The organism is Streptomyces sp. NPDC091972, from assembly GCF_044756385.1.
Taxonomy (GTDB): Bacteria; Actinomycetota; Actinomycetes; order Streptomycetales; family Streptomycetaceae; genus Streptomyces.
This window is the reverse complement of the sequence record NZ_JBIVSV010000021.1, coordinates 40,520-62,587: the sequence shown is the minus strand read 5'-3', so window position 1 is coordinate 62,587 and position 22,068 is coordinate 40,520. Positions and strand designations below refer to the sequence as shown.

The window sequence follows — 22,068 nt, the reverse complement described above, 5'->3', positions numbered from 1 at the left end:
CCCCATCCCTCCCGCCCGACAGCCCGTACACCACACGCCACGCATCCGTACAGCTACCCAGCGTCGCCGAGTCGCCCCTGGTCAGCGTAGAGACAAGCCAGCACGCTCAGTCACGTGAACGCCGAAATCTCCACCCCCACCGACGAACTGACCCAGCGTCTGAGCGCCACCCCGCGAGGCGCGCGGCTGGCCCGCAGGCTCACCGCCGCGCAGCTCGCGGAGTGGGGCCACCCCCATGACACCGAGGTGAACGACACCGCGCAGCACCTCGTCGCCGAACTCGCCGCCAACGCGGTGACCCACGGCCGGGTCCCCGGACGGGACTTCGAGCTGCGGCTGCTCCTGCTCCCGGGGAACACGCTCCGTATCGAGGTGAGCGACCCGCGGGGCGACCGTGCCCTCCGGTTCCGCCGCGAGGAGGACGGCGAGCACGGCCGGGGGCTGATCCTCGTCACCCTGCTGGCCCGCACCTGGGGTGTCGCGGAGCGGGACGTGGGCAAGACGGTGTGGGCCGAGATCGGACTCGGGTGACGGCGCCGGCGGCCGGGTGCACGGGGGCCCTTCGACCGGGGCCTCGGGCCCAGCGTGAGCGGCGGGATGCGGGGAAGGACGGGTGAAGCCGACAGTGAGGGGGATGTGGATGCGTGAGCGGCGGCTTCACGGATGTCTCGGAACGCTGATGGGGCTTGCTCTCGCGGTGCTCACCGCCATGCTTCTCGGCAGAGCGCTGAGTGCCTGCGACAGCGGAGTCAACGGCGCGGCGAACGGCTTGTTCCTCGTCGTTCTCTTCGTCCCGGCCCTCTGGGGCCTGCTGACTCTGAGTTGGGTGATCGTGGGAGTCCTCGTGGGGCGACAGGCCCTCCTTCATGCCCTCGCTCTCGCGGTGGTGCTCCCCGTCGTGTGCTGGTGCGCGGTCTCCTTCTTCTGGAGCGGTGCCACGTACGAATGTCCCAGCGGCGCACCGCCGTGGTGGCCCGGCCTCCTCCCCGCTCCCGGATTCTGAGGAGTCCGGTGGGCCTGTACGGGCCGCCGCCCGGCAGGACACCCTCGCCGCCCTCCACACCCCTTGACTTCTCAAGACCCCCGCGCGACGTTCCGGACCTCTTCGTCCATACCGATCGCGGGGGGACCCGACCATGAGCGTGACCCGAAGACACCTGCTGGCCGCCGGCGCCGGGGCGGCCGTCGCCGCCGGGATACAACAGGGCGCGAGCGCCGCCGACTTACCGCAGCTCGGCACGTACGACGTCGTCGTCATCGGTTCCGGCGCCGCCGGCATGACCGCCGCGCTCACCGCCGCCAGGCAGGGCCTCACCGCCGTGGTCCTGGAGAAGGCGCCCACCTTCGGCGGGTCCGCAGCCCGGTCCGGGGCCGGGATCTGGATCCCCAACAACCCCGTCATCCTGGCGGCCGGTGTGCCGGACACCCCGGCCAAGGCCGCCGCCTACCTCGCCGCCGTCGTCGGACCGGACGTGCCCGCCGCCCGGCAGCGGGCCTTCCTCGCCCACGGCCCCGCGATGATCTCCTTCGTCATGGCCAACAGTCCGCTGCGGTTCCGCTGGATGGAGGGGTACAGCGACTACTACCCCGAGCTCCCGGGCGGCCTGCCGGGCGGCCGCTCCATCGAGCCCGACCAGCTCGACGGCAAGCTCCTCGGCGCCGAGCTCGCCCACCTGAACCCGCCGTACCTCGACGTCCCTCCCGGACTGGTCGTGTTCAGCGCCGACTACAAGTGGCTCGCCCTGGCCGCCGTGAACGCCAAGGGCGCCGCCGTCGCCGCCGAGTGCCTGGCGCGCGGCACCAAGGCGGCCCTCCTCGGGCAGACCCCGCTCACCATGGGCCAGTCACTGGCCGCGGGGCTGAGGAAAGGTCTCCTGGACGCGAACGTGCCCGTCCGTCTGGGCACTCCCCTCACCGAGCTCTACGTCGAGAACGGCACCGTCGCCGGGGCGGTGACCCCGGGCGGCCTCTTCCGGGCCCGCCGGGGCGTGATCGTCGGCTCCGGCGGCTTCGAGCACAACGCGGCCATGCGGGCCCAGTACCAGCGGCAGCCCGTCGGCACGGAGTGGACCGTCGGCGCCAAGGAGAACACCGGGGACGGCATCCGGGCCGGGCAGCGACTCGGCGCCGCTGTCGCGCTGATGGACGACGCGTGGTGGGGGCCGGCCGTCCCGCTCCCGGACGACCCGTACTTCTGCCTCGCTGAGCGCACCCTGCCCGGCGGGCTCATCGTGAACGCGGCCGGGCGGCGGTTCGTCAACGAGGCGGCCCCCTACAGTGACGTCGTCCACACCATGTACGACCGGAACCCGACCGACCCGGACATCCCGGCCTGGCTGATCGTCGACCAGAACTACCGCAACCGGTACCTCTTCCGTGACCTCGCCCCGGCCTTCGTGCTGCCCGACGCCTGGTACAGCTCGGGCGCCGCCCACAAGGCCTGGACGCTCGACGCCCTCGCCGGGTCCGTCGGCGTCCCGGCCGCCGCCCTCCGCGCCACCGTCGACCGCTTCAACTCCCTCGCGCTGAAGGGTGACGACACCGACTTCGGCCGCGGTGACAGCGCCTACGACCACTACTACACGGACCCCTCGGTCCTCCCGAACTCCTGCCTGGCCCCGCTCTGGCTGCCCCCGTACTACGCCTTCCGGCTCGTCCCGGGTGACCTGGGGACCAAGGGCGGTCTGGTGACCGACGCCCGCGCCCGCGTCCTGCGGCCCGACGGTTCGGTCGTCCCCGGCCTCTACGCCGCCGGGAACGCCAGCGCGGCCGTCATGGGCCACAGCTACGCGGGCGCGGGCTCCACCATCGGCCCCGCGATGACCTTCGGTTACATCGCGGCCCGGGATCTGGCCGGGGTGCTCTAGGGGCGACGGAAGATCAGCGCGGCCTGGCGGGTCGACTCGTTGTCGTGGGGTTCGCGGACCGTCCGGGAGACGGGCGCGAACCCGGCCGCCGTGAGCAGCTCGGCCATGTGGTTCGGCTGCCGCCGCAGGAAGTCCAGCGTCACCGGGTGTCCCCAGGGGTTCTCGTGGCGGCGGGGCTCGTCGCCGATCTGGAACGCCAGCAGCAGATGGCCGCCGGGAGCCAGGACCCGCCGGAACTCGGCGAACAGGGCGGGGAGTTCTTCCACGGGGGTGTGGATGGAGGAGTACCAGGACACCACGCCCGCGAGCGCGCCGTCGGGCAGGTCGAGCTCCAGCATCGAGCCCTGCTCGAAGCGCAGCCCCGGGTTCTCGCGGCGGGCGATCGCCAGCATCGACTCCGACAGGTCGAGGCCGAAGACGTCCAGGCCGAGGGAGGCGAGGTGCGCAGTGACCCGCCCGGGACCGCAGCCCAGGTCGGCCACGGGTTCGCCCCGGCCGACGAGATCGGCGAACGCGGCGAACACCGCGCGGTCCAGCGGCTTGGCGGTGATCTCGTGGCTGAAGCGCTCGGCGTAGTCCTCGGCGATGGCGTCGTAGAAGGTGCGGGTGGCGGTCACGAAGTCGGTGTCGGTCATGGCCGGGGACCCTAGCGGCCCCCGCTGACACTCACGCCACACCGACCGCCCGCAGCACGGCAGTCGTGGCCGCCGCCCCCAGGACCACCACCACGAACGGCGCCCTGCGCCAGGCCAGCGCGGCCCCCGCCAGGACTCCGGCCGGGCGCGCCCAGCCCGCGAAGCCGCCGCCCTCCGTCAGCGCTCCCGTCGCCAGCAGGGCCACCAGCAGGACCACCGCACCCGCGGCCAGCAACTCCTGGACCCGCGGCGGCAGTTCCACCCGCCCGTGCAGCACCGGCCCGACCAGCCGGAAGGCGTACGTCCCGACCGCCAGCGCCAGGATCATGGCGACCGTCGCGCTCACGCCGGCCTCCCGCGGCCGTGCAGGACCAGTCCCGCCAGGGCCACCAGTACCGGCACCCCCGCCGGGACGGCCGGGGTGACCGCCAGGGCCAGCCCGGCACCGAGCAGCGCGGAACGCCGTACGGCCGGATCCGCGCGCAGGACGGGGAGCACCAGGGCGACGAGGACGGCCGGGAAGGCGGCGTCCAGTCCCCAGGTGCCGGTGTCGCCCAGCGCGCCCCCGGCGAGGGCCCCGGCCAGGACGCCGAGGTTCCACACCGCGAACAGGCCGAGCCCGGAGATCCAGAACGCCGCCCGGCGCCGCGCCGGATCCGGCTGGGCCAGCGCGAAGGCCACGGTCTCGTCGGTGACCAGGTGCGCGCCGAGGAGACGGGCGAGCCGGCCCCGGCCGAGGATGTCGGCCACCGCCAGGCCGTAGGCGACCGTACGGGCGTTCAGGAACAGGCCCGTGGCCGCTGCGGCGACCGGGCCGCCCCCGGCCACCAGCACACCCACCGCGCTGAACTGCGCGGAGCCCGCGTAGACGAGCAGGGACATCACCACCGGCACCCACACCGGCAGGCCGCCGGTCACGGCGATCGCGCCGAAGGAGACGCCCACGACCCCGCTCGCGAGCCAGACGAGCGCGCTGTCACGGACCAGGGCTGTTCGCTGTGCCGTACGCATGTTCACTACAGTGGACGGTAGGAGTTGTGTTCGTCAAGGCGAACGATCGTACCGATGGAGCGAACAGCATGCCCGAACGCCCCCTGGACTGGATCGCCACCGCGCTCCGCCGTGAACGCACGCGCGCCGGCCTCTCCCTCTCCGAGCTGGCCAAGCGCGCCGGAATCGCCAAGTCCACGCTGTCCCAGCTGGAGGCGGCGAGCGGCAACCCGAGCGTGGAGACGCTGTGGGCGCTGGGGGTGGCGCTCGGCGTGCCGTTCAGCACGCTGGTGGAGCCGCCGGTGTCGTCGGTGCGGGTGGTCAGGGCGGGACAGGGGCCGACCGTCGCCTCGGAGCGGGCCGACTTCGCGGCCACCCTGCTGTCGTCCAGCCCGCCCGGGGCACGCCGGGACATCTACCACCTGCGGGCCGAACCGGGCGCCGTACGGGAATCGGAACCGCACATCCCGGGGACCGTCGAGCACCTGATCGTGGGCTCGGGAAGGGTCAAGGCCGGACCGGCGGGGGAGGAGGCCGAACTGGACTCCGGCGACTACATGACGTACCGCGGAGACGTGGCCCATTCGTACGAGGCGCTCGAACCCGGCACGACGTTCGTGCTCGTCATGCAGCACGTGTGAGAGCGCGGGCGGACAAGGCAGGAGCCCCGCTGCCGTGCGGCGCGGGGCTCCTTGGGTACTGCATTCAGGTCCGGATCAGAGGCTGGAGCGCCTGTGAGACGGGATCGCTCAGACGGGGGTGACGTTCTCCGCCTGCGGGCCCTTCGGGCCCTGGGTCACGTCGAAGGAGACCTGCTGGTTCTCCTCCAGCGAACGGAAGCCGCTCGCGTTGATCGCGGAGTAGTGGACGAAGACGTCGGGGCCGCCGCCCTCCTGGGCGATGAAGCCAAAGCCCTTTTCGGCGTTGAACCACTTCACGGTTCCGGTAGCCATAAGCCCTCCTTGGGCCCAAAAGGGTTGCCCTGCTCCAGAACCTGCAAGTGTGAAAACAGTGCCGCACAACTGCATTCTTCTGAAAACGACTAGAGCCCGCGGTTACATGCTCCGCAGGCTCTGTACTGCAAGGGAAACCAAACTGCAACTTGCGGCGAGCCTAGCACGCGGGCAGCCGAAAGCAATAGAGGCCAAGATCACGTCACCCGGATGTTTGAAGATCGCGAAGGCGTTGACCCCGGGGCCGGAGTCCGAAGCGTACCCCAAGGGGTCTACTGTCGCGATGTGGACAATTCTCGCACCCGGCCGCGCGTCGGCCACATCCAGTTCCTGAACTGCCTGCCCCTGTACTGGGGGCTCGCGAGGACGGGCACGCTCCTCGACTTCGAGCTCACGAAGGACACCCCGGAGAAGCTCAGCGAGAAGCTGGTGCAGGGAGATCTCGACATCGGGCCCATCACCCTGGTCGAGTTCCTCAAGAACGCGGACGACCTGGTCGCCTTCCCCGACATCGCCGTCGGCTGCGACGGCCCGGTCATGTCCTGCGTCATCGTCTCGCAGGTCCCGCTGGACGAACTGGACGGGGCGAGGGTGGCCCTCGGGTCGACCTCGCGCACCTCCGTACGCCTCGCCCAGCTCCTCCTCGCCGAGCGCTACGGCGTCCGGCCCGACTACTACACCTGCCCGCCCGACCTCAGCCTGATGATGCAGGAGGCGGAGGCCGCCGTGCTCATCGGGGACGCGGCCCTGCGGGCGAACCTCCTCGACGGGCCGAAGTACGGCCTCCAGGTGCACGACCTCGGCGCGCTCTGGAAGGAATGGACGGGACTGCCGTTCGTCTTCGCCGTGTGGGCCGCCCGCCGGGACTACCTCGAACGCGAGCCGGTCATCACCCGCAAGGTCCACGAGGCCTTCCTCGCCTCCCGGAACCTCTCCCTGGAGGAGGTCGGCAAGGTCGCCGAGCAGGCGGCCCGCTGGGAGGACTTCGACGAGGAGGTCCTGGAGAAGTACTTCACGACCCTGGACTTCCGCTTCGGCGACCCGCAGCTCGCGGCCGTCACGGAGTTCGCCCGCCGCGTGGGACCCACGACGGGTTTCCCCGGGGACGTGAAGGTGGAACTGCTTCGGCCCTAACCTGCATCTGAACCTTCTGGGGCCTTACGGGGGAGGCAGCATGCAGCCGCTGGGAGTCGACGAGCCCACCGCCGTGGGCCCCTACCGGCTGCTCGGCCGGCTGGGCTCCGGCGGCATGGGCCGGGTCTACCTCGGCCGCAGTGCCGGGGGCCGCACGGTCGCGGTCAAGATCGTGCACCCGCACTTCGCGCTCGACGAGGAGTTCCGCGCCCGCTTCCGGCGCGAGGTGGACGCGGCACGCAGGGTGGGCGGGGCCTGGACCGCGCCGGTCCTCGACGCCGACCCGGAGGCGGCCGTGCCCTGGGTCGCCACCGGGTACGCGGCGGGCCCTTCGCTGGCCTCGGCGGTCACCGACGGCGGCCCGCTGCCCGAGCACTCCGTACGGGTCCTGGGCGCGGGCCTGGCCGAGGCGCTCGCCGCCGTGCACCAACTCGGGCTCGTCCACCGGGACGTGAAACCCTCCAACGTCCTGCTCACCGTCGACGGCCCCCTCCTCATCGACTTCGGCATCGCCCGCGCCACCGACGGCACCGCGTCCCTGACGTCGACGGGGGTCTCGATCGGCTCGCCCGGTTACATGGCGCCCGAGCAGATCCTCAGCAAAGGGGTGTCGGGCGCGGCGGACGTCTTCTCCCTGGGCGCGGTCCTGGCGTACGCGGCCACGGGGACACCGCCCTTCCCCGGGGACTCCTCGGCCTCGCTCCTCTACAAGGTCGTCCACGAGGAGCCCGAACTCGGCTCGTTGAGCGGTGAGTTGCGGTCCGTCGTGCAGGAGTGCCTGGTCAAGTCGGCGCAGGACCGCCCGGCTCCGGGCGAGGTGGCCCGCCGGCTGGCCCCGCAGGGCGCGGCCCGGTTGGTGGCGGCGGGGTGGCTGCCGGGGGCCCTGGTGGAGCAGGTGGGGCGCAGTGCCGTGGAACTGCTGAACCTCGAGGCGGTGGGGGAGCAGCCGTCCGGGCCGGTGGGGTTCAGCAGCCCCTCCGTGGGCGGGGGCCCGGCGGCGTCGGTCGGCGCGTTCGGGCCGCCGCCGGTGATGCCGTCGGTGTCGCAGGGGGCACCCCCGGCTCCCGCGACCGGGCCCGCCGCGTTTCCGGTCACGCCACCGGCCCCCACGGGTCCTCCCTCCGGGCCCGCCGTGCCGGAGCCCCGGGACGCGGTGCCGCACGCGACGGTGGTGCCCTCGGACAGCCGGTCCGGTCCCGGAAAGCTCTCCGTCTCCGTGGCGGCCACGTCCACGTCCGGCGACAACGGCCGCGGGCGTCGGATGAGTTGCACCGTGGCGCTCGCGGTGGCGGGCGCGCTGGCGGCCGTGACCGTGGGGTCGGTGCTCGTGTTCGACCTGCTGCCGGACCGAGGCGGCGACGACGACTCGGCGAGCTCCCCGCCCGGCAGCGACGCGTACTCCTCCGCGCCCACGTCCGTACCGTCGGCGACCTCCTCCGTCTCGTCCCCGCCCGGTTCCCCGTCGCCGTCGGGCGGGGCATCCGGCGAGGCGTCGGGCGGGCCGTCCGAGGTCCCGGCCCGCTACCTCGGCACCTGGGAGGGCCAGGGCACGGGTCTCGGCGGGAGCCTGCCGATGGGGACCTTCCGGATCACCGTCAAGAAGGCGGATGTGGGCGAGGAGTTGGGCCGCCTCCGGCAGACCGACGCGATCGGCGCGGTCTGCACCGACGTCCTCACCCTGAAGAAGGTCACCGACACGGAACTCGTCACCACGGCCGTCGGCGCCGCGGACAACCACGCCGGCTGCAACCCCACCGCCCACACGGTCCGCCTCACCACCGTGGGCGACGACCTGAAGTACACCTCCGAAAGTCAGGCCGAGGGCTACCCCGAGGCCCGGATGTCGAAGGTCGGGCGGTGACGGAGCTGCTCGTCGCCGTGGCCGCGCTGTGGGGAGCGGCCACGGGCGCGCTGCTGCCCCGCGCGGCCTACCGCTTCTCCGTCCCGCCCGAGCACCCGTGGCGCGACACCTGCCCCGACGGCCACCCCCTGACCGGCTGGCTCGGACGGGCGAGGTGCCGCGACTGCGGCACCATGCAGTCCTACGGCCGCGGCGCCCTGCTCCTCCCCACCCTCACCGCCCTCCTCTGCGCCGCCCTCGCCGTCGCCACCGGCACCCGCCCGGAGATCGCCGTCTGGCTGCTGCTCACCCCGGTGGGCGTCCTGCTCGCCGCCGTCGACGTGCGCGTACGACGGCTGCCCGACCCGCTCACCCTCCCCCTCGCCGTCGCCGCGCTCGCCCTGCTCGGGCCGGTCTCCTTCCTGCCGGAGCACGCCGGCACCTGGACGCACGCCCTGTCCGGCGCCCTCGCCCTCGGCGTCGGCTACTGGGTGCTGTGGCGGATCAACCCCGGCGGCATGGGCTTCGGCGACGTGAAACTGGCGCTCGGCGCGGGCGCGGTCCTCGGCTGGTACGGCTGGGACACCGTGCTGCTGGGCACCTTCGCCGGGTTCCTGCTCGGCGCGCTGTACGGCGGTGTCCTGGTCCTGGCGGGCAGGGCGGGCCGCAAGACGGCGATCCCGTTCGGGCCGTTCCTGATCACGGGGGCGTACGCGGGGCTGCTCGTCGGTGCGTACACGGCCTGACATCCGGCTTGTCACAGGGCTGGCGTAGGCTGGCCCGGACCGCCCGAATCCTTGACGAAAGGCACGCCCCGGTGACCGAGAAGGCCGACCTTCAGTCCGTCCTCGACCGTGCCGCCGAGGGTGGGCGCATCACCCCGGAGGAGGCGCTCGACCTCTACCGCGACGCCCCGCTGCACGCGCTGGGCTCGGCCGCGGACGCCGTGCGCCGCCGCCGGTACGCGGGCACGGAGCACATCGCGACGTACATCATCGAGCGGAACATCAACTACACCAACGTCTGCGTCACGGCGTGCAAGTTCTGCGCGTTCTACGCCCCGCCCACCGCCAAGGACAAGGGCTGGACCCGCGACCTGGACGACATCCTGCGCCGGTGCGCGGAGACCGTCGAGCTCGGCGGCACGCAGATCATGTTCCAGGGCGGCCACCACCCGGACTACGGCGTGGAGTACTACGAGAAGCACTTCGCCGCCATCAAGAAGGAGTTCCCCCAGCTGGTGATCCACTCGCTGGGCGCGTCCGAGGTCGAGCACATGGCCCGGATCTCCAAGGTGAGCGTCGAGGAGGCGATCCAGCGCATCCACGCGGCCGGTCTCGACTCCTTCGCCGGCGCCGGCGCCGAGCTGCTGCCCGAGCGGCCCCGCAAGGCCATCGCCCCGCTCAAGGAGTCCGGCGAGCGCTGGCTGGAGATCATGGAGACCGCGCACCGGCTGGGCGTGGAGTCCACCTCCACCATGCTCATGGGCACCGGCGAGACCAACGCCGAGCGCATCGAGCACCTGCGGATGATCCGTGACGTCCAGGACCGCACGGGCGGCTTCCGGGCCTTCATCCCGTACCTCTACCAGCCGATGAACAACCACCTGAAGGGCCGCACCCAGGCCACGATCTTCGAGTACCTGCGGATGATCGCGATCTCCCGGCTCTTCATGGACAACATCGCCCACATCCAGGGCTCCTGGCTGACCACCGGCCAGGACGCGGGCCAGCTCACCCTGCACTACGGCGCGGACGACCTCGGCTCGGTCATGCTGGAGGAGAACGTCGTCTCGGCGGCCGGTGCAAAGCACCGCTCCAACCTCCAGGAAATGATCGACATGATCCGCACGGCGGGCCGTGTCCCGGCGCAGCGCTCCACCACGTACGAGCACCTCGTCGTCCACGACGACCCGGCGAACGACCCGGTCGACGCGCGCGTGATGTCCCACATCTCCTCCACGGCGATCGAGGGCGGCACGGCCCACCCCGAGTTGAAGATCCTCGCGTCCAACTAGGCGCGCGGTGCTGACGATCCACACGGCCGACGTCGTGGTCCCGGGGGGCGGGAGGTCCTTGCTGCCCGGCGGGGCCGTACTGGTCGAGGGACGGCACATCGCGGCCGTGGAGGCGTACGAGGACCTGGCGGCGGCCCACCCGGCAGCACGGGTGCGCCGCTGGCCCGGCCGCATCACCCCCGGCCTGCTGGACCCGCACGGGCGGGAGCTGCTGGAGGAGTCCTACCACCCCGACCCCCGCGAGGACCTGGGCGACGAACCCCTCACCGGCGAGGCACTGTCGGCCCTGGCCATGACCGACGCGCGATGGGGCGCGAGCGCGCGCCGGGGCGTACAGCGGTTGCTGGCGAAGGGCACGGTGGCGGTGGTGGGCCCCTTGCAGCGCCCCACGGTGATCGACGCCGTGCACAGGTCGGGCCTGAGGATCGAGCACAGCTTCACGGAGGAGCCCCTGATCCCGCTGCTCCCGGGCGCGGACGCGACCTTCGTGGTCTTCGACGCACCGGAGTGCGTGGCCACGGTGATCAGGGGCCGCTTGCTGCACAGGCGCAGGTAGGGGCTTCAAGGGGCGCGGGGAACTGCGCGACGAGCCCCCGCAGGCCGGCACTCGGAACTCAACCCGCCAAAGCCTCTCCGAACGCCCCTGCGGACTGGGAAACCCCGCTGCAATTGGTCAACGCGTCATCCGCATCCGAGTCCCCCGACGCACACTGCCGATCCCGGAACGCCGACCACATGGACACCCACGCCACCTGCTTCGACTCCGCGAACTCCCGCACCTGCGCCGCGTCGGACAAGGTGAACGTCTCCCCGGCCACATCATTCGTGCCGATCATCGACGTGAGCGCCATTCCCCGCCACGCGGTGGAGTCGGACGTGCCGAACACCTTCTTCAACTGACTCTGCGCCGCCTTCGCCGAGGTGATCGCGTAATCCCCCATGTCCCCGTCGTACGACTCCCCGTAGTTCATCGTCATGATGTTGACCGTCGACACCTGAACCGCGTTGTCGTTCGCGGACTCCAGCAGAGCCACGCTGTCGTCGTCGAGCCCCGACGGCATCACGGGAAGCGTGAACGAGACGGCGAGACCGGTCCGTTCCTTCTGGAGCAACGCGATCGCCTCGGACCGCAGCTCCACCGACTCGGAGTCCGTCAGCGCGTCCCCCTCGATGTCGAAGTCGGCGAGCGAGGAACCCGCCGCGTCCAGCGCGGAGCCGTACGCCGCCGCGAGCTCCGCCGCGCTGGAGCAGGTCTCCGCCAGCTCCTTCCCGGACGCCCCGCCGAAGGAGACCCGCACCTCGGCGCCGTCCTCCTTGAGCGCGTCGATCCGGGACGCGACGGACGCGTCGCCGACGGCGGACGTGCCGTTCCAGGACGGCGTGCAGTCACTGCCGTCGGCGATCACGAACGCGAGGTTGTACACGGAGGGCGAGCCCGCGGAGTCGTTGTCGGAGGCCCCGGTGGCACTGACGTACGGGGCGTACCCGGTGACCGCCGACGGTGACGCGCTGCTGCGGTCCGGCGGCTTCGCGTCCGAGGCGCTGTCCGATGCGGAGGAACACCCCGCCGTGGCCAGGGCGACCAGACAACTGAGCCCGGCCATCGGCTTCAGGAAACTCCGCATTTCACATGCACCCGCTCTCGTGAGGTCGCCTTTCGGGGAGCGAATGTCTCACACGGACCTGAGCTTTCCCGGCCCCTCTCAGGAAACAGACAGCATAAGGGCCTTCTCATATGCGCTTCACAAGAACGCCAAATGTGAACACATAAAGACCGCCTAACGTCTGGGAAATGCATTCCGAGCCTGCCACCGAAAACCGCGCGGACATGCGCGGTCACCGCCGCAAACGCGGCAGTAACGGGTCCGCCGAGGGGCCCGTGTTCGTTGACAACTCCGGACGCCGCTCCAGGCTGCTGCGCCGGATCGGCCTCCTCCTCGGCGCCCTGTCCCTCGGCTACGCCGTCGTCCTGGGCCTGGCCTTCATGGGCATCGGCGTCTCCAGTACGACGCTGCTGCCCTTCGCGGGCGGCGGGCCCGGCGGTTCCTCCACATCCGGCCCCGGCGGCTTCCGGCCGCAGGGCGGTGTCGGCACCCCGCCCGCGCTGCCCACCGGTACCCCGCCCGCAGGCACCGCCCCGACCGCGACCGCCTCCGCGGCCTCCAACTGACCGGAACGGCCCACCACATGACCACGACGACGCCCTCCCGCGGCCGCCGGCGTGCCCCCTCCCGCATCGAGCGGGCGGCGGGCAGGGCCGCGGCGCTCCAGAAACCGCGGGTCGTCCTCGCCCTGCTGCTCCTGCTCGGCCTGACCAGCGTGATGCTGCTCGACGGCTATCTGCGCGCCGAGGTCGGCGGCGACCAGCGGGTGCGCGACGGCGCCAGCTCCAGCAAGGTCCCCGACGAGATCATCAACGGGGGGCCGATCATCAGCTTCCGGGGCGGCCAGGCGACCACGACCTCCGTGCCGGACAAGACGATCGCGCTCACCTTCGACGACGGCCCCAACCCGACGTACACGCCCCAGGTGCTGGAGATCCTGGAGAAGTACGACGTACCGGCGACGTTCTTCGTGGTGGGCTCGATGGTCTCGCGCTACCCGGGGATCGTGAAGGACATGGTCGACCAGGGCAACGAGGTGGGCATCCACACCTTCACCCACGTCGACCTCTCGTACCAGAGCGACGCCCGCATCCGGCGCGAGATGACCCAGACGCAGCTCGCCCTGGCTGGCGCGGCCGGCATCACCACCACGCTGTTCCGGGCGCCGTACTCCTCGGAGACGGACGCGATCGACAACTACAGCTGGCCCGTCTACAAGAAGCTCGGCGAGGAGGGTTACACCAGCGTCTTCGTCGACACCGACAGCGACGACTGGAAGAAGCCGGGCGTCTCGAAGATCGTCAAGTGGGCCACCCCGTCCGGGACCTCGGGCGCCTCCGTGCTGATGCACGACGCCGGTGGCGACCGCGAGCAGACGATCGCCGCGCTGCCGAAGTACATCGAGAAGATGCGGGCGAAGGGCTACACCTTCACCACCGTCAGCGGGGTCGTCGAGGCGCAGAACACGGGCGCGCAGTTCCCGGTCGGCAACCGGAACGGCACCGACCGCCTCCAGGCCGCCCACCGCGAGGCCACCGGGGCAACCCTCTACGAGGGCAAGGCGCTCGTCGTGGCCGTGGCCGTCGCCGAGTACACCGTGCCCGCGCTGTCGGCCGGACTCGTGGTGGTGGGCGTTGCCGTCATGGGCCGGTTCGGGATGATGCTGATCCTCGCCCGCCGCCACTACCGGCAACGCAACAGACGCCGCTTCTCGTGGGGGCCCGCGGTCACCCGGCCGGTGACCGTGATCGTCCCGGCGTACAACGAGAAGGAGTGCATCGCCAACACCCTGGAGTCGCTGGCGAGGAGCACCCATCCGATCGAGATCATCGTGGTGGACGACGGTTCGTCGGACGGCACCTCCGAGATCTCGCGGGAGGCGGCCCGGGCCCTCGGCATGACCAACGTCCGCGTCATCCGCCAGGAGAACGCCGGCAAGCCGGCCGCCCTCAACAACGGTGTCCGCCACGCCAGTCACGACATCGTCGTGATGATGGACGGCGACACCGTCTTCGAGCCGGACACCGTACGGCAGCTCGTGCAGCCCTTCGCCGACCCGGAGGTCGGCGCGGTCGCCGGCAACGCCAAGGTCGGCAACCGCAACACCGTGATCGGGGCCTGGCAGCACATCGAGTACGTGATGGGTTTCAACCTCGACCGCCGGATGTACGACCTGCTGCGCTGCATGCCCACCATCCCGGGCGCGATCGGCGCGTTCCGCCGCGAGGCGGTCCTCCAGGTCGGCGGCATGAGCGAGGACACCCTCGCCGAGGACACCGACATCACCATCGCGATGCACCGCGCGGGCCGGCGGGTCGTCTACCAGGAGCACGCCCGCGCCTGGACCGAGGCACCGGGCTCCCTCAAGCAGCTCTGGTCGCAGCGTTACCGGTGGTCGTACGGCACCATGCAGGCGCTGTGGAAGCACCGCAAGTCCCTCACCGACAGGGGGCCCTCGGGCCGCTTCGGCCGGGTCGGCATGCCGCTGGTGGTGATCTTCCAGATCGTCACGCCGGTCTTCGCCCCGCTGATCGACGTGTTCACCGCATACTCGATGATCTTCGTCGACTTCCGGGCGGCGCTGTACGCGTGGCTCGCGGTCCTCGGCGTCCAGCTCGTGTGCGCCGCGTACGCCTTCAGGCTGGACAAGGAGCGGTACCGCTATCTGCTGATGATGCCGCTCCAGCAGCTCGCCTACCGGCAGATGATGTACCTCGTCCTGATCCACTCCTGCATCACCGCGCTCACCGGCGGCCGCCTGCGCTGGCAGAAGCTGAAGCGGACCGGCGAGGTCGGCACCCCGGCGGGGGTCGGCCGATGAGCTGGGAGCAGCAGGGATACCAGCAGCAGGGGTATCCGCAGCAGTACCGGGGATACGGGCCCGAGTACGGGTACCCGGAGTACGTACAGCAGTCGTACCCGCAGCAGTACGTGGACCCGGTGCCGTACGCGACAGCCCCCTTGCCGGTGGTGGAGCCGGAACCGGAGCCACCGGTGCCCGGTGCTCCCACCGACGCCGAGGCGGAGGAGGAGAAGCCTCCGTCTCGGCCCGCCGGCCGTGACCGCTACTTCGACACGCTGAGAGCCGTCGCCCTGGTCCGGGTCGTCGCCTATCACACGTTCGGGTGGGCCTGGGCCGGCCTGGTCTTCCCCTCCATGGGCGTCATGTTCGGCCTGGCCGGGACCCTGATGGCGAAGTCCCTGGAGCGCCCGGCGGCCCAGGTGATCAGGAGCCGGCTGCGCCGCCTGCTGCCGCCGTTCTGGTTCTGGGGCGTCTTCGTGGTCCTCGCGATGCTGGTCCACGACTGGATGCCGGACTGGCGGATCGTCTTCTGGGTCGTGCCGCTCGGCGACCCGCCGGGCGACGCGTGGGGCGAGCAGGCCTGGGAGATCCTCTGGTACCTGCGCACCTACCTCTGGTTCGTCCTGCTGTCCCCGGTGCTGCTGAGGGTGTTCCGGCTCGCCCCGGTGCCGGTCCTGCTGGCGTCCCTGGTCCCGATCGTCGTCCTCCGGTTCCTGTGGGAGCCCCCCGACGACCGTCTCGGCAGCGCGCTGACCGACCTCGCGACCTTCCTGTTCTGCTGGCTTCTCGGCTTCGCCCACCGGGACCGGGTCCTGGACCGGCTCAAGCCGGCGGCCGTGGTCGTGCTCTCGCTCGCCGCGCTCGGGTTCGGCGGCTGGTACGCCTTCACCCACCGGGCCGAGACGGGGTCGTACGACCTCGACGACATCCCCCTCGGACAGGCCTTCTGGTCCGCCGGGTACGTGATGCTGCTGATGTGGGCCAAGTCGTACTTCCGGATCGACTTCGCGTGGCTGACCCGCTTCCGGCGCACGGACCGGGTCGTCACCGCCTTCAACTCCCGCGCGGTGACGATCTACCTGTGGCACGAGATCGCGCTGATCCTCGCGGTGCCGCTGATCGACGAGTTCTGGAACGTGCCCGCGTTCGAGAAGTGGCTGCCGCTGGAGAGCCAGTGGTTCATGTTCGGCGTCGGCTGGGTCCTCCTCGCGGTGTTCGTGCTGCTGTGCGGATGGGTGGAGGACGTGGCCGGGAAGAGGAAGCCGCAGCTTCTTCCGGGTGGGCGGCCTGCAAGAATGGGGACGTGACCCGCGCTTCCCTGAACAAGCAGCCGCACGAAGTCGCCTCGATGTTCGACGACGTGGCGGAACGGTACGACCTGACCAACGACGTGCTGTCGCTGGGCCAGGACCGGGTGTGGCGCAAGGAGGTCGCCAGGGCCGTCGACGCCCGCCCCGCCCAGAAGATCCTGGACCTGGCGGCGGGCACCGCCACCTCGTCGCTGCCCTTCGCCCGCACCGGCGCCTACGTCGTGCCCTGCGACTTCTCGCTGGGCATGCTCCGGGTCGGCAAGCGGAACCACTCCTGGCTGCCGTTCACCGCGGGCGACGCCACGAAGCTGCCCTTCCAGGACGACACCTTCGACGCCGTCACCATCTCCTTCGGGCTGCGCAACGTCCAGGACACCGACGCCGCGCTGCGCGAGATGTACCGGGTGACGCGGCCCGGCGGCCGGGTCGTGATCTGCGAGTTCTCCCACCCGACCTGGGCGCCCTTCCGCACGGTCTACACCGAGTACCTGATGCGCGCCCTGCCGCCGGTGGCCCGCGCGGTCTCCTCCAACCCCGACGCGTACGTCTACCTCGCCGAGTCCATCCGCGCCTGGCCCGACCAGCCGGCCCTCGCGGAGCGCCTCCAGAAGGCGGGCTGGTCGAAGGTGGCGTGGCGGAACCTGACGGGCGGGATCGTGGCCCTGCACCGGGGCGTCAAGGCGGGCTGACCGGCCCGGCGCCGGCTCAGAGTCCGGTCACGCAGCGGACCACGTACGGATCGCCCGGCTCGTCCAGTTCGCGCTGCAGGCCCCCGCTCGGGGGTCTGGGGACGCGGGGCTCGCGGATGCCCCCGCCGCCCTCACCCGGGCCGAGGTCGAACCACACGTACACCACCGAGTCCCGCGGCACCTCCGCGCCGGCCTGCGGGTACTGGCGTACGACGTAGTCCACGACGGACTGGTGGAAGTCCTTGCGGTCCGGCGCGTTGACGAACAGGCCCTGCGCCTGGGCCGTCTCGCGCGCGTCCACGGCCATGAGTCCGACCAGACGCGGCACGCGCACTTCGGGCGTCTTGGGTGTTATGTGCACAGATGTCACCCCCAGCGGTACTGGAAGGGTAACTCCGGCCCTGTGGCGGCCGGAAGTGCCGGATGTCTTTCTGTAACAGAACGCTACGGTGAGTAACTTCCCCTACAGGGAGAGCCGGAAGCAGAGCGCCTCTTCCTGGAAGAGGGGGTGCGGGTAGGTCTCCGCGAGTTCCATGCCGAGGCGCTTGGTGACCGCTATCGACCGTTCGTTGCCGGGTCTGACCATCGCCACCACGTCGGTGACGCCCGCCGCCTTGAGCCGCTCCAGGGTCATCCGCGCGGCCACGGTGGCGTACCCCTTGCCCCAGTACGCCCGGCCGAGCCGCCAGCCGATCTCGATCTCGCCCGTCGGCCCCCAGTCCCGCGGCCAGGGCTGGGCACCGGTGAAGCCGATGACCCGCCCGTCCTCGTCGACCATGGTCCACAGGCAGAAACCCAGCTCGGCGTCGTGCCGGCGCTGGCGCGCGGTGAGTTCCTCGTAGACGGACAACTCCGCGGACTTGCCGCCATGGAACTCCATGACGTCCGGGTCGTCGAAGACCCGGTGCCAGGCCACGGCGTCCTCGTCGGTGGGGACACGCAGCCGTACCACGGGCAGAGCTCGGTTCACTGGGGCAGCCCTTCAGCCGGGTGATCAATTCTGCTGAATAGACTGCCCATGTCCAGTGCCGGTCGGCACGCGGATTCAGAACTTGATTCCGAACTTGATTCCGAGCCTGGGGAGATCCCGCAGTGACCGAGCCCCTGTCCGAGAACACCGCCGATGTCATCGTCGTCGGCGCGGGGCCGGCCGGCTCCACGACCGCGTACCACCTGGCCAAGTCCGGCCTCGACGTGCTCCTGCTGGAGAAGACCGAGTTCCCGCGCGAGAAGGTCTGCGGCGACGGTCTCACGCCCCGGGCCACCAAACAGCTCGTGGCCATGGGCATCGACATCTCCGAAGAGGCCGGCTGGCTGCGCAACAAGGGCCTTCGCATCATCGGCGGCGGGGTACGCCTCCAGCTCGACTGGCCGGAGCTGGCCTCCTTCCCCGACTACGGCCTCGTCCGCAAGCGCGACGACTTCGACGAGCAGCTCGCCCGCCAGGCCCAGAAGGCCGGTGCCCGGCTCTACGAGCGCTGCAACGTCGGCGCCCCGATCGTCGACGACCGCACCGGCCGCATCACCGGCGTGCACGCGAAGCTCGGCGAGGACAAGCGCGAAGTCACCTTCCACGCGCCCCTCGTGGTCGCCGCCGACGGCAACTCCACCCGGCTCTCCCTCGCGATGGGCCTGCACCGCCGCGAGGACCGCCCGATGGGCGTCGCCGTACGGACGTACTTCGAGAGCCCCCGCCACAAGGACGACTACCTGGAGTCCTGGCTGGAGCTGTGGGACCGGCGCGGTCCCGGCGAGGACCGGCTGCTGCCCGGCTACGGCTGGATCTTCGGCATGGGCGACGGCACCTCCAACGTCGGCCTCGGCGTGCTGAACACCTCCGACTCCTTCAAGGAGCTCGACTGGCGCGAGGTGCTGAAGGCCTGGTGCGCCTCCATGCCGGAGGACTGGGGCTACACCCCGGAGAACATGACCGGCCCGATCCGCGGTGCCGCCCTGCCGATGGCCTTCAACCGCCAGCCGCACTACACCAAGGGCCTGCTCCTGGTCGGCGACGCCGGCGGCATGGTGAACCCCTTCAACGGCGAGGGCATCGCCTACGCCATGGAGTCCGGCCAGATCGCCGCCGACGTCATCGTCCAGGCCCACGCCCGCGCCACGCCCGCCCAGCGGGAGATCGCCCTCCAGCGCTACCCGCAGGTCCTCAAGGACACCTACGGCGGCTACTACACGCTGGGCCGCGCCTTCGTGAAGCTCATCGGCAACCCGAAGGTCATGAAGATCGCGGCCCAGCGCGGCCTGACCCACCCGCTGCTCATGAAGTTCACCCTCAAGATGCTCGCCAACCTCACCGACCCCACCGGCGGCGACGCGATGGACCGGATCATCAACGGGCTGAGCAAGGTGGCGCCGAAGGCGTGACGGGGAGCCCGGGAGTGGGGCACCTTGGAAGGATGGACGCAGGGCTCGCGCTACCCGTGTTCGTCATCCTCATCGCGGTGTCGGTGTGGGCGCTGGTCCACTCCCTCAGGCGCTGAACGTGCCCCGGGCATCCGGGGTGCCCCGAGCGGCACGGGTGTCCCGAGCGCCGTTCAGCGCCTCGGCGTTGGCCGCCCGGCGGGCGAGCACCTCCTCCCGCCGGTCCGCCGCCTGCCGCAGCGCCTCCTTGCGGTCCCGCCTGGACAGCCGGTCCAGATACACGTGCCCGTTCACATGGTCGGTCTCGTGCGCCAGGCACCGCGCGAAGTAGCCGGTCCCCTCGATCACGAGCGGCTCCCCGTCCCGGTCGACCCCCCGGACCACGGCCCGGTCCGGACGCGGTACGTCCATGACGGCTCCGGGCACCGACAGGCACCCCTCGCCGTCGTCGAGCAGCCTGCGCCCGGCCGGATCGAGCGGATCCAGGACCGGGTTGACGATGTGCCCGACATGCCGGACACCGTCGTCGTCGGGGCAGTCGTACACGAACAACCGCAGATCGACGCCGACCTGGTTCGCCGCGAGGCCCGCCCCGTCGGCGATGTACATCGTCAGGAACATGTCGTCGATCAGCGCGGCCAGATCGGGCCCGAACTCCGTCACGTCCCGGCAGGGCCTGTGCAGCACCTCCTCGCCGACCTCGGTGATGCGCCGCACCTGCCCGCGCCGGGCCTCGGGGGCGAGCCGGGGGTACGAGTCGGTGGGCCTGCCTTGCACGAACACACTGGGCATGCGGATGTCTCCTGTCTGGTGGGGGCGGTGCGGACGCGCACCGCGGACCCCCATCCAACCCCGTGCAGGAGAACGGAAGGGCCGCAGCCCCCGAGCGGCTGCGGCCCTTCCGTACGTTCGTGCCGTCCTGGTGTCTCCTGGTGTCAGAGCACCCGCACCGCGCCGGTCGGCGGGTCGTAGGACAGCGGCTTCTCGGCGACACCCGTCGAGGGGTTCTGCGCGCCGACGAACATGCCGTCACCGACGTACACGGCGACGTGATACGCGCTGCCCGCGCCGCCCCAGTACAGGATGTCGCCCGGCTGGAGGTTGCTCAGCGAGACCTGGGTGCCCGCGGTCGACTGGTCCTGGGAGACGCGCGGCAGGTCGACACCGATCTGGCTGAACGCGGCCTGCACGAGGCCGGAGCAGTCCCAGGAGTTGGGGCCGGTGCCGCCGGAGACGTAGGCGTCACCGATCTGCGCCTTCACGAAGGCGATGACGGCCGCGGCCGAACCGGTCGCCGTGGACGAGCTCGTGGAGACACTGGCGCTCGCCGAGGCGGCCAGGGTGGTCCGCTCGGAGCTGCGGGAGGCGGCCTCCTCGGCGGCGGCCCTGCGGGCCTCCTCCGCCTTCTTCTTGGCCTCCGCCTTCTTCTTGGCTTCCGCGAGGTCCGCCTTGGCCTGCTTCGCGGCCTTTGCCGCGGCCGCGTCACGCTCGGCCTGAAGCTGGTAGTTGGCGGCCGCCTGCTGCATCGCGTCGGCGGACTCGGCGACCTGGCTGCCCAGGTCGGCCGAGAGGGTGGGCAGTTCGAGGGTCTGCGTCGTCGACTCGGCGGCGAACGCCGAAGCCGACGCGCCCGCCGCGGCCATGCTGAGCACGCCACCGGCGACTCCGGCACGCACGGCGATCGAAGTCGTCGCGCTGCGGCGGGGTTTCCGGTGGCTGCGTATGTGAGCGGTGTGGGACATGAGACCAACTGGTATCAGGGGCTCCTCCATACCTTCAAGAAACGTGGGCTGCGCCACAGTTGTTCAATCGGCGGCCCGAATTCCGGGCGTGCCGCTCTTTATTGACGCCGTAACGGACATTGCGGACTCTCGTGATCATGGCCGTGATCATGGACTTTCGCTGTTACGCCCGAATTGCCCCGCGGCTACCATCGGTTGGCCCTGATGGCCAAGCCCCCTTCTTATGGATCTCTCATGTGTGTGGCGGAGGTCACGCAACGGTTACGGGGGCGGCTGCGTCCGGAGCCGTTCGGTGCTCGTGAATGTGTGCACGCGTCCACACCCGCCCCCGCGCCTCCCTCTGATGTGTGAACGCGGTCCTCTACCAAGTGGTCGCGTCCAGCGCCAATTTGCATGCAGGAGAAGTCTCTTGATATGGAGACGCCTCTCGCGACCTGCGCCGACTAGCGGAAATGTCACCTCTGGTGATCACTCGGACGCTTCTCGTGTGAAGATCACCGCTGATCCGACTTCATGATCCTTCGTCTGGTGGTGGAGATCACAAAGCTTGTGCAATACCCCGTGTCGCAGATCACAGACCGGCGGGCATAAGATGCGGGTCAGTTGGGCTTGTGACCTGCTTCACATGTTCGCGATCTTCGTCGGGACGGACGGAGGTCTGAGGGACGTATGAGCCGGGTGTGAGTCCGATGTCATCGCCAGCAGTCAGTGCCGACTGAGAGGAGCGAGGAGCGGTGAACGCGTATGCGCCCATCCTCGTACTGGGAGCCCTCGGGGCAGGCTTTGCGATCTTCTCCGTGGTCATGGCCACGCTGATCGGTCCGAAGCGGTACAACCGGGCCAAGCTCGAGGCCTACGAGTGCGGGATCGAGCCGACCCCCACGCCGGCCGGCGGCGGGCGCTTCCCCATCAAGTACTACCTGACGGCGATGCTCTTCATCGTCTTCGACATCGAGATCGTCTTCCTCTACCCCTGGGCCGTCACCTTCGACGCCCTGGGTGTTTTCGGGCTCGTGGAGATGCTGCTCTTCGTGCTCACCGTCTTCGTGGCGTACGCGTACGTGTGGCGGCGCGGCGGCCTGGAATGGGACTGAGGGGCCTTTAACTC

At 70.8% G+C, this 22,068-nt stretch carries 24 protein-coding genes; 15 read left to right on the top strand and 9 right to left on the bottom strand.

The genetic code is table 11. The annotated features are described in order from the left end of the window. Positions 1 to 114: 114 nt before the first annotated feature. The 3 genes from ACIQJT_RS39720 (at position 115) to kstD (ending at position 2,867) form a co-directional block, all read left to right on the top strand. Positions 115 to 531, top strand: coding sequence for an ATP-binding protein (locus ACIQJT_RS39720; protein ID WP_365462003.1), 417 nt, complete (start codon positions 115 to 117; stop codon positions 529 to 531). Between the two features lie 148 nt (positions 532 to 679). Next, the gene (locus ACIQJT_RS39715; protein ID WP_365462005.1) at positions 680 to 1,003 is read left to right on the top strand and encodes a hypothetical protein; all 324 of its coding nucleotides are present in this window, start codon (positions 680 to 682) and stop codon (positions 1,001 to 1,003) included. Between the two features lie 133 nt (positions 1,004 to 1,136). Continuing rightward, positions 1,137 to 2,867 carry a 3-oxosteroid 1-dehydrogenase gene (kstD, locus tag ACIQJT_RS39710; protein WP_402650370.1) on the top strand — a complete coding sequence of 577 codons (1,731 nt, stop codon included), beginning with the start codon at positions 1,137 to 1,139 and terminating at the stop codon, positions 2,865 to 2,867. Here kstD and ACIQJT_RS39705 read toward each other — a convergent pair. The 3 genes from ACIQJT_RS39705 to ACIQJT_RS39695 are packed head-to-tail and all read right to left on the bottom strand — an operon-like array spanning position 2,864 to position 4,513. Next, positions 2,864 to 3,502, bottom strand: coding sequence for a class I SAM-dependent methyltransferase (locus ACIQJT_RS39705; protein WP_402650369.1), 639 nt, complete (start codon positions 3,500 to 3,502; stop codon positions 2,864 to 2,866). The genes kstD and ACIQJT_RS39705 overlap by 4 nt on opposite strands. Before the next feature lie 31 nt (positions 3,503 to 3,533). After that, complete coding sequence (locus ACIQJT_RS39700) at positions 3,534 to 3,848, bottom strand: AzlD domain-containing protein (protein ID WP_365462011.1); 315 nt, start codon at positions 3,846 to 3,848, stop codon at positions 3,534 to 3,536. Then, positions 3,845 to 4,513, bottom strand: coding sequence for an AzlC family ABC transporter permease (locus ACIQJT_RS39695; protein WP_402650368.1), 669 nt, complete (start codon positions 4,511 to 4,513; stop codon positions 3,845 to 3,847). Before ACIQJT_RS39695 ends, ACIQJT_RS39700 begins: the two co-directional genes overlap by 4 nt. Positions 4,514 to 4,581: 68 nt before the next feature. On the opposite strand from ACIQJT_RS39695, the gene ACIQJT_RS39690 reads away from it, so the two are divergent. Next, entirely contained in the window at positions 4,582 to 5,133 is a 552-nt protein-coding gene (locus tag ACIQJT_RS39690) for a helix-turn-helix domain-containing protein (protein WP_402650367.1), read from the top strand. A 108-nt stretch (positions 5,134 to 5,241) separates the two neighbouring features. On the opposite strand, the gene ACIQJT_RS39685 is transcribed toward ACIQJT_RS39690, so the two are convergent. Continuing rightward, positions 5,242 to 5,445, bottom strand: a complete 204-nt coding sequence (locus tag ACIQJT_RS39685) for a cold-shock protein (RefSeq protein ID WP_003992177.1) — start codon at positions 5,443 to 5,445, stop codon at positions 5,242 to 5,244. Between the two features lie 285 nt (positions 5,446 to 5,730). Between ACIQJT_RS39685 and ACIQJT_RS39680 the strand changes: the two genes are divergently transcribed. From ACIQJT_RS39680 to ACIQJT_RS39660, 5 genes are all read left to right on the top strand, one after another. Continuing rightward, on the top strand, positions 5,731 to 6,579 hold the full coding sequence (locus ACIQJT_RS39680; protein ID WP_053850039.1) for a menaquinone biosynthetic enzyme MqnA/MqnD family protein: 849 nt from the start codon (positions 5,731 to 5,733) through the stop codon (positions 6,577 to 6,579). A 40-nt stretch (positions 6,580 to 6,619) separates the two neighbouring features. Further along, a complete protein-coding gene (locus ACIQJT_RS39675) occupies positions 6,620 to 8,440 on the top strand; it encodes a protein kinase (protein ID WP_402650366.1) in 1,821 nt (606 codons plus the stop codon). After that, positions 8,437 to 9,165, top strand: coding sequence for a prepilin peptidase (locus tag ACIQJT_RS39670; protein WP_402650365.1), 729 nt, complete (start codon positions 8,437 to 8,439; stop codon positions 9,163 to 9,165). The genes ACIQJT_RS39675 and ACIQJT_RS39670 overlap by 4 nt, the downstream gene beginning before the upstream one ends. 71 nt (positions 9,166 to 9,236) lie before the next feature. Then, positions 9,237 to 10,436: a cyclic dehypoxanthinyl futalosine synthase gene (gene mqnC, locus ACIQJT_RS39665; RefSeq protein ID WP_365462021.1), complete on the top strand. Its 1,200-nt coding sequence runs from the start codon at positions 9,237 to 9,239 to the stop codon at positions 10,434 to 10,436. Positions 10,437 to 10,443: 7 nt separating this feature from the next. Beyond that, entirely contained in the window at positions 10,444 to 10,992 is a 549-nt protein-coding gene (locus ACIQJT_RS39660; RefSeq protein ID WP_402650364.1) for an imidazolonepropionase-like domain-containing protein, read from the top strand. A gap of 58 nt (positions 10,993 to 11,050) precedes the next feature. Here the strand turns inward: ACIQJT_RS39660 and ACIQJT_RS39655 are convergent, their stop codons facing one another. Next, entirely contained in the window at positions 11,051 to 12,061 is a 1,011-nt protein-coding gene (locus ACIQJT_RS39655; protein ID WP_402650363.1) for a chitinase, read from the bottom strand. A gap of 167 nt (positions 12,062 to 12,228) precedes the next feature. On the opposite strand from ACIQJT_RS39655, the gene ACIQJT_RS39650 reads away from it, so the two are divergent. From ACIQJT_RS39650 to ACIQJT_RS39635, 4 genes are read left to right on the top strand one after another with little or no spacing between them, the layout of a single operon-like run. Continuing rightward, positions 12,229 to 12,606, top strand: a complete 378-nt coding sequence (locus tag ACIQJT_RS39650; RefSeq protein ID WP_365462027.1) for a hypothetical protein — start codon at positions 12,229 to 12,231, stop codon at positions 12,604 to 12,606. A gap of 17 nt (positions 12,607 to 12,623) precedes the next feature. Next, complete coding sequence (locus tag ACIQJT_RS39645) at positions 12,624 to 14,861, top strand: bifunctional polysaccharide deacetylase/glycosyltransferase family 2 protein (protein ID WP_402650362.1); 2,238 nt, start codon at positions 12,624 to 12,626, stop codon at positions 14,859 to 14,861. Further along, complete coding sequence (locus ACIQJT_RS39640; protein WP_402650361.1) at positions 14,858 to 16,150, top strand: acyltransferase; 1,293 nt, start codon at positions 14,858 to 14,860, stop codon at positions 16,148 to 16,150. The genes ACIQJT_RS39645 and ACIQJT_RS39640 overlap by 4 nt, the downstream gene beginning before the upstream one ends. Continuing rightward, complete coding sequence (locus tag ACIQJT_RS39635) at positions 16,147 to 16,842, top strand: demethylmenaquinone methyltransferase (protein ID WP_365462033.1); 696 nt, start codon at positions 16,147 to 16,149, stop codon at positions 16,840 to 16,842. Before ACIQJT_RS39640 ends, ACIQJT_RS39635 begins: the two co-directional genes overlap by 4 nt. Before the next feature lie 16 nt (positions 16,843 to 16,858). On the opposite strand, the gene ACIQJT_RS39630 is transcribed toward ACIQJT_RS39635, so the two are convergent. Both ACIQJT_RS39630 and ACIQJT_RS39625 read right to left on the bottom strand, forming a co-directional pair. Beyond that, the gene (locus ACIQJT_RS39630) at positions 16,859 to 17,176 is read right to left on the bottom strand and encodes a PASTA domain-containing protein (RefSeq protein ID WP_053850581.1); all 318 of its coding nucleotides are present in this window, start codon (positions 17,174 to 17,176) and stop codon (positions 16,859 to 16,861) included. A gap of 129 nt (positions 17,177 to 17,305) precedes the next feature. Then, entirely contained in the window at positions 17,306 to 17,812 is a 507-nt protein-coding gene (locus tag ACIQJT_RS39625; protein ID WP_402650360.1) for a GNAT family N-acetyltransferase, read from the bottom strand. 122 nt (positions 17,813 to 17,934) lie between these two features. On the opposite strand from ACIQJT_RS39625, the gene ACIQJT_RS39620 reads away from it, so the two are divergent. Then, positions 17,935 to 19,221: a geranylgeranyl reductase family protein gene (locus ACIQJT_RS39620; RefSeq protein WP_402650359.1), complete on the top strand. Its 1,287-nt coding sequence runs from the start codon at positions 17,935 to 17,937 to the stop codon at positions 19,219 to 19,221. Positions 19,222 to 19,326: 105 nt separating this feature from the next. Here ACIQJT_RS39620 and def read toward each other — a convergent pair whose 3' ends face one another. Continuing rightward, positions 19,327 to 20,010: a peptide deformylase gene (gene def, locus ACIQJT_RS39615; RefSeq protein WP_365462039.1), complete on the bottom strand. Its 684-nt coding sequence runs from the start codon at positions 20,008 to 20,010 to the stop codon at positions 19,327 to 19,329. A 143-nt stretch (positions 20,011 to 20,153) separates the two neighbouring features. Further along, positions 20,154 to 20,960 carry a C40 family peptidase gene (locus tag ACIQJT_RS39610; protein WP_365462041.1) on the bottom strand — a complete coding sequence of 269 codons (807 nt, stop codon included), beginning with the start codon at positions 20,958 to 20,960 and terminating at the stop codon, positions 20,154 to 20,156. Positions 20,961 to 21,694: 734 nt separating this feature from the next. Between ACIQJT_RS39610 and ACIQJT_RS39605 the strand changes: the two genes are divergently transcribed. After that, a complete protein-coding gene (locus ACIQJT_RS39605; RefSeq protein ID WP_007383963.1) occupies positions 21,695 to 22,054 on the top strand; it encodes an NADH-quinone oxidoreductase subunit A in 360 nt (119 codons plus the stop codon). Positions 22,055 to 22,068 lie beyond the last annotated feature (14 nt).